Origin of the sequence: Aeromonas sp. QDB62 (genome assembly GCF_027705695.1) — a bacterium.
In the GTDB taxonomy this organism is placed as follows: Bacteria; Pseudomonadota; Gammaproteobacteria; order Enterobacterales; family Aeromonadaceae; genus Aeromonas; species Aeromonas allosaccharophila.
Map to the genome: position 1 here is coordinate 121,127 of NZ_JAPDCD010000009.1, position 6,785 is coordinate 127,911.

General features: G+C 51.8%; 5 protein-coding genes. 1 reads left to right on the top strand and 4 read right to left on the bottom strand.

What is annotated here, in order from left to right; all coding sequences use genetic code 11:
- Positions 1–179 precede the first annotated feature (179 nt).
- A complete protein-coding gene (locus OKC27_RS06695) occupies positions 180–1,175 on the bottom strand; it encodes a Wadjet anti-phage system protein JetD domain-containing protein (RefSeq protein ID WP_270693868.1) in 996 nt (331 codons plus the stop codon).
- Positions 1,176–1,384: 209 nt separating this feature from the next.
- Here OKC27_RS06695 and OKC27_RS06700 point away from each other — a divergent pair, with 209 nt between their 5' ends.
- Positions 1,385–2,623 (top strand): esterase/lipase family protein, encoded by a 1,239-nt coding sequence (locus tag OKC27_RS06700; protein WP_182939632.1) that lies wholly within the window; start codon positions 1,385–1,387, stop codon positions 2,621–2,623.
- Positions 2,624–3,200: 577 nt separating this feature from the next.
- Here the strand turns inward: OKC27_RS06700 and OKC27_RS06705 are convergent.
- Genes OKC27_RS06705 through OKC27_RS06715 form a run of 3 tightly spaced genes read right to left on the bottom strand, consistent with a single transcriptional unit; the run spans position 3,201 to position 6,664 of the window.
- Complete coding sequence (locus OKC27_RS06705) at positions 3,201–3,875, bottom strand: DUF3313 domain-containing protein (protein ID WP_270693866.1); 675 nt, start codon at positions 3,873–3,875, stop codon at positions 3,201–3,203.
- 37 nt (positions 3,876–3,912) lie between these two features.
- On the bottom strand, positions 3,913–6,141 hold the full coding sequence (locus OKC27_RS06710) for a patatin-like phospholipase family protein (RefSeq protein WP_270693865.1): 2,229 nt from the start codon (positions 6,139–6,141) through the stop codon (positions 3,913–3,915).
- A gap of 28 nt (positions 6,142–6,169) precedes the next feature.
- Positions 6,170–6,664: an SPASM domain-containing protein gene (locus tag OKC27_RS06715; protein ID WP_270806020.1), complete on the bottom strand. Its 495-nt coding sequence runs from the start codon at positions 6,662–6,664 to the stop codon at positions 6,170–6,172.
- Positions 6,665–6,785 lie beyond the last annotated feature (121 nt).

Here is a 6,785-nt window from a genome sequence, read left to right on the forward strand (position 1 = left end):
TTTCAGCGATTTATTCCATAAAAAGGTGAGCGGATCAGCCAAGCCATAAAATAGCCGAGTGATAATAACCAGAGGCAATATCCCTACGTCGGTGAGAATTATCATCAAAGGTCAGTTTCAGGGGCTGAAATGATATAACCGCGCTGGCCGTTATCATTATGATAATGCCCCTTTTGGATTCAACTGCCCGCGATGGGCAATGGCCAGCACTGCCAGCGCGCAGCCAGGATCAACACCTCCTGCTCCAGCCAAGCTCCCTTCGTCACCAGTTCATCGAGCCAGGGAACGCCTGTCGGCGTGCCATGACCATCGCCCTGATCAGCCTGCTTCATCACACGCCAGGGCACCTTGCCACTGTCCGTCGCAAAGGTGCGCACCGGACGGGCGTAGTGATCCAGATAAGGCAGCAGCTCACTGGGGAGCCAAAGCATGGCAGGACGCTGCAGCTCACGCGCCAGCTCGATGGCAATGTCGATACCCCGTTGATCGAGATCGCCGAAATGGGCCCACTGCACGCCCGCAGGCAACAGCGGGATCAGCCGTTTGGCCAGGGTGGTATTGCGACCGGGGGCAAAGAGCAGCAGTTGCCCGGGTTGCAGCGGGTAGTCGACAAAGGCCCCCTTGTTCTCCACCGTAATCACGCGATCCCCTTGCCAGCCGATGGCCGCCAACGTTGTCAATGTCCGCTCCGGCAACGCCAACTCCCCCAGCAGGGCCATCACCGCCGTCATATCGTGCTGCTGACCGTGCCGATCGACCAGCGAGAGCGGTTCGAGGGTTCGGATGCGAATCACCTCATCCTGCGTGAGCGACAAATCCGCCAGCTGTGGATCCGGGCATTCACTGCGCGAATGCTTGCTGTCCCCATGCCAGAGTGCATGAAAGCAGGCCTGATTGAGCCGTGCTGGCAAATTCACACCCAGGCGTTGCAGCTGCTCACGCTTGTCCGGCTCGGAGGGCACCACCTGCGCCAGCTGTCCAGCCAGATAAGTCCGCCCCGCCTCGGTCAATATATGACGGGCACTGCGCCCAACTGATTCGACTCCGCCCACCGCTTGCAACAGCTCCTTCAACTCTCGGCCATGCCTGCTCTCAAGGGAGCAGCCCTTCTCGTTCTGGCTATCGAGCAACTTTGCACACAGTTCCTGTACCCGAACCTCATCAAACAGCGACATCCTTATCCTCCTCTCAGCACATCATGTGACGCAGTAGAGGTGATTTTCCCCGTCGTTACCGTGACCGGCTTCGCAAGGGTCTATCATCAGCCCCTTTTGCTCCAGGATCACACTCTCTGGTACTGGTAAACCCGTGCCAAACCGCGCAAGCTGGTTGATATGCCGCCCCCAGGCGGCCCCTTTTCGATGGACTTCCACAAGGCGTTCCCATGACCGACACCACAGAAAAGTCCCCCTCCTCCTGGCATATCTCGGATATCCGTGAGCTGGCGCAACTGCTGACCCTGGCGCTGCCCGCTGCGGTAGAGATCACCGAAGCGGTACATCAGGCTGTGCTCAGCGGTATGGGGATCAAGGGGCGGGATGAGGGGAAGACATCCGGGATCACCGGGCTGGTCTACAAGGGGGTTCACGGCGCGGCCAATACCCTCGGCAGCGGCATCAACGGGTTGCTGACCCGGCTGCCGCCGACCCCGCCACTGCACCATATTCCCGAGACGCCCAAACGCGCGGCACTGATCGCCACCCTCAACGGCGTGATGGGGGACGCACTGGTCGAGAGCCATAACGCCCTCGCCACCCCCATGACCCTGCGCTATCAGGGAGCGCCTCTCGACTGGCAGGCCATGCCGACAGATCTGCCCCGCGAGGGACGGGTGCTGTTGATGGTGCATGGCCTGTGCATGAACGATCTGCAGTGGCAGACCCTTTATCAGGGTGAACCGGTCAACCATGGGGAGCAACTTGCCAACGCGCTTGGTTATCAGCCTCTTTACGTGCGCTATAACTCGGGACTGCCCATTGCACAAAACGGGCAGACACTGGCCCTGTTGCTGGAGCAGCTGCTCACCCACTGGCCGGGAGACCTCAAAGAGATAACGATAATGGGCTACAGCATGGGGGGACTGGTTGCCCGCAGCGCCTGCCACCATGCCTGCGTGGACGGGCTCATCTGGCCTGTGCACCTTGCCAACCTGATCTTTCTCGGCACACCACACCATGGCGCACCGCTGGAACACGCCGGGCACTGGCTGGAACAGTTGCTGCCCGCCAGCGCCTACACGGAACCTTTTGTCAGACTGACACGGTTGCGCAGCACGGGTATCAAGGATCTGCGCCACGGCAAGGTGATCGAGACGCTCGCACCACCCGATCCCGCCGTGCCCATGCGTGATCCCCGCGAGCCGCTTCCCCTCCCCTGCGGCGTCAACTGCTATGCCATCGCCGCGACCACTGCCGCCAAGCGCAGCTTACTGGCCGACCGATTGATTGGCGATGGACTGGTGCCCCTGCGCAGCGCCCTCGGCCAGCACAGCGAGGCGCGTCATCAGCTGGCCTTTCTGCCCGCCCATACCCTGATTATCTATCGCACCAGTCATATGGCCCTGCTCGGCAGCCCGCAGGTGGGCCAACAACTGCTGCGCTGGCTCACCCCTCACCCGGTGTGATGGACGTGACCACATAGCTGCCACAGCGTCGAGCTGCACCCGCCTTGCCAGCGAGCGGATAGATCTGCGCACCACCTTTATGAGGCAACCGGCCACCGCGGGTTGGCTATTAATGCAACGGAGTGCTGGTTTACAGGGTGGCCATGTGGCACTCTGGGATGTCGAAGGAAGAGCCCCCCCCTGGCACCTCGTGTGTCACCACTGCAAAGGAGCGCCAACGATGGCCAAAGCAAGCAAGAAAGATATCAAGAAGAAGATCGCCGCACGCCTTGAGAAAATTGCCAAGCACGAAGGCAAGATCAAGAAGCTGAAGAAGTCCCTGAAATAGGGACCTACCGAATTAAGTGAAACCGCCAACTGGCGGTTTTTTCACATCTATCCCCGACATTAACGCTGCGCTGAAAATAGCCAGAGAGCAATCAGGCCTCGCGACGAACGAACCGTCCGGACACGATAAATAGTCGACGCATGGTAAAAATAGCAAATCGAAGAAGCTGGCTTCACCATGGTCAAATGGACATAAAATACAGGGCCCAGGAAATTTAAAATATTCCTGGGCCCTGAATGTCACAATTTATTAGCGTAACTGAGATGCCAATGTGGTAGCCATCATCACCCACTCATCAAATAATGCTTTAACATGTTCAACTACTAACTGCTGTTGATCATCTGCGAGTGTTTCACCGACCCCCTGACGCAATCCCTTTGCCATGACTTCATGGGTCATTGAGTCTGTCAGCATACCTTCAACAGAAATTGTCACTACTTTGTCGCGATACCCCAGCGCGGTTGAAGCACCGGCCAATACTAATGCGACAGGGACAACCTCATAAGCTTTGAGTCCCTCAACCGTCGTCGCAACACCGGTGACGGCAAGTTTATAGTCCAGCGTGTCTGCGCCAGGGGTATTGGTTAATTCATAACTCTTGCTGATCTCCTGACTGAGTTTCTGGGTTAAATAGTCGGATATTTTGTCAAGATTCTCCTGCTTGACTTGAGTCCCTTCTTTCGGTTTCGGGTAGAAGACAACGGGGTGAATAATGATCTTTTTATACTTGCCCTTAACCATTTCCGGGTTGATCCAGCGTAACGCTTCACCTTGATAGTCACCAGGCGCCTTGGTTAACACAGAATAATCACCCAAATAACCCGAGCGAGGCACCTCAGCAGGTGTTGAACCGGATGGTCCGGAACCGGCACATGCTGCCAGCAGTAATGTCGAAAGTAAAATAGCGATCTTGGTGTTTTTCATATGCATTCCTATTGCTTATTGAATGAAACACGTAGCACTAGTAAAATAATGGCCTGCCTAAATAAAAGAATATTGTGTTGTTATTACTCTCCCCATAACCATAGCCAAGATAAACGGGTCCGAGTGGTGTGTTCGCCCCTAAAAAAACACTCCCGGCCCATTCTGAATTTGAACCAAAGTCATTTTTACTTTCCCATACACCACCATATTCGATGGTTGTCCCTAAATACCATGAAAGCAATGGTATTATTTTGAACTGATGATAGTAGACCCCTGATATCACCCCGGCCTGCTGGCCAGAAAGAGAGTTTTCTGTATAACCAGATAAATTCAGGAATCCGCCAAAGCGATATAAATCCTGGATCGGCGCAGTGCCATCGATCGTTGTCATCGCCGTACCTGCTAATCCAAGCACATGACCACCATAAACCGTCTTGTATATAGCAGCACTTGCCATCGCTTGATCAAACTGACTATCACTACCCCATGATGGGTCGGCCTTGGCATACTCAACCAGGCTAAACCAGCCAGATGTGGGGAAATTAAGATTATCGAGTCTGTCAACCGAGAATCGGGTATAGAGCTGTGCGGTATCATAATTAAATGAATCCCAACCAGGCGTTCCCGTACTTAACTCTCCATCGCCCGTGCGATAGCGATAGCCAATCCGAAGATCACCATAACGCGGGAATTCTCTGCCCAACGCGGCATCCATTTTCGCTTCTGTCACTTGGTAAATAGCAAGATGATTACCCTCATCGTCATAGATACCGACATCATAAGATCCGTAAGAGGCACCTGTCTGCCAGAAATATAATCCTTGCATATCAAATGGTTGGAACCACTCCGCACCAATTTTAGGTTCATTCCCGAACTGGACACCACCACGCAGCTCACCCCCCAAGGAGTTTATATCGGTACGTTGGTAAGAAAGTGCCAAATTGTAGCTATCATCCTTCTGCACTGAACTAGAGAGCTCCACGCCAAACTGCATATAGTTAGGACCCCAACTTTTCGCTTTGGCATCCACCTCCAGCCCTTTTTTACCGTCCTCTTCGATGACGTCATAACTCACCGACTGAAATAGACCAAGGCCATATACGGCGCCAATGTCTTGCTCCAATACTTCCCGATCCAGTGGTTTACCAATTGCTTGATTAATTCGTTTTGCAATAATTTGATCATCGGCGTTAGCATTGTTTTTTATTCTGATAAAGTTGATGACTGGTTCACTTTTCTCCGGGTGATTTCTTGACATCAGCATATCATTGTATGCGGATTCAGATAAACTGAGCGCCTCAAGTTTTTTATTTACCTGAACAGCACTTTTATACCCTATTTTCATGGCATCATTTGTTTTATCAAAATCGCCACTTCCGATATCACCAAGTGCAGGTACAATGAGAATATCTTGTTGATGCAAGGAGGCAATTTGCCGATCAGCATTAGTCCGCGTCATAATCGATGTCATCTGAACGGTAATGGCAAACATATCTGTCACTTGATCTGCTGGCATATATGGCGAGCTAATGTCAACCGCAATAACTATATCAGCCCCCATGCTACGAACAACATCAACAGGAAGGTTATTAGTCAAGCCGCTATCAACCAGTAAGTGGTTATCTTGCTGCACCGCAGCAAAAGCACCGGGAACTGCCATGCTTGCGCGCATCGCGGTAGCCAGATCTCCTTTAGCTATGATGACTTCACTGCCATCACCTATATCTGTGGCGATGGCTCTAAATGGAATAGGTAATTTATCAAAGTCCGTAATGGTACTAACGGGTAATGTGAGCTCTCTCAAGACCAGTGAAAATTTCTGTCCTTGTATGGCACCTGTCGGAAATTTAAGTTCCCCCTTGTCGGTCACACCCGGCCTGGCATCAATCAAATAAAGCCGCTCTTCCTGCTTACGGCGAAGTGGCAGATCTTGTCGTGCAGGGTCATCATTGAAAATATATTCCCAGTCCATTGCACCGAGTGCTTTTTCAATCTCATCGGCTGTTTTACCAGATGCATAAAGGCCGCCAACAATAGACCCCATACTGGTACCGGCAATACAATCAACAGGAATTTTTAACTCTTCAAGCCGTTTTAGAATACCTATATGAGCTGCGCCTCGAGCCCCACCACCACTCAACGCCAAGCATACTTTAGGGCGTTCATTTGCATAACCAATTTGGGGTGAAGCGCAACAAGATAGTAGCACTAGCCACACCGACTTGGTGAAAATACGTGAACCGCGCCACTTATGATAACTTGTCATTTTGATAACCTCCCTATTACCAAATTATTCACCTGAAATTCAGCCTTCTTAAGATAACAGGTAGGTCCGTCAACGCTTTTTTATAAAAGATCTTTAGCCCTGGACAAAGATAATTCAGCCCAGCTTCGCCCTCAGGAGTCTTGACAAAACGATTTTTGGGGCATTCCCCCCAGCATAATTTCAAATATGAGCAGACTTTGCAGTATTGTGTCAGTGACTTGTGCTTGGCATACGCAAACTCTTTTTGGCGGTTAGAAAATGCCATTTCGCCTTCATGAACATGTAATATATTTCCCAGTCGATATTCTGGGTATACAAAACGATCACAACTATACACATCACCATCGTGTTCAATGGCAATTGCTTTTCCACAAATTTGCCCGCTGACACAGGACTGGGCTCCTTTACCCAGCATTTGACTAATCACATTCTCAAATTGATCTACAAATACCGAGCCAAAATCGTGTGAAAACCAGACATCCCAGATTTCTGTCAGAAAATGCCCCCAATCTTCGGGACTCACGCGGACCAATCTGTGACAATCGAGTCAGAGTGACCCGGTTTAGCCCTCAGAGATCCCCTCATTTTTAGAGACTCAAATAATTCCAAGTGTGCGGGTATATAAGCGGTGTTGCTTCAGGTAG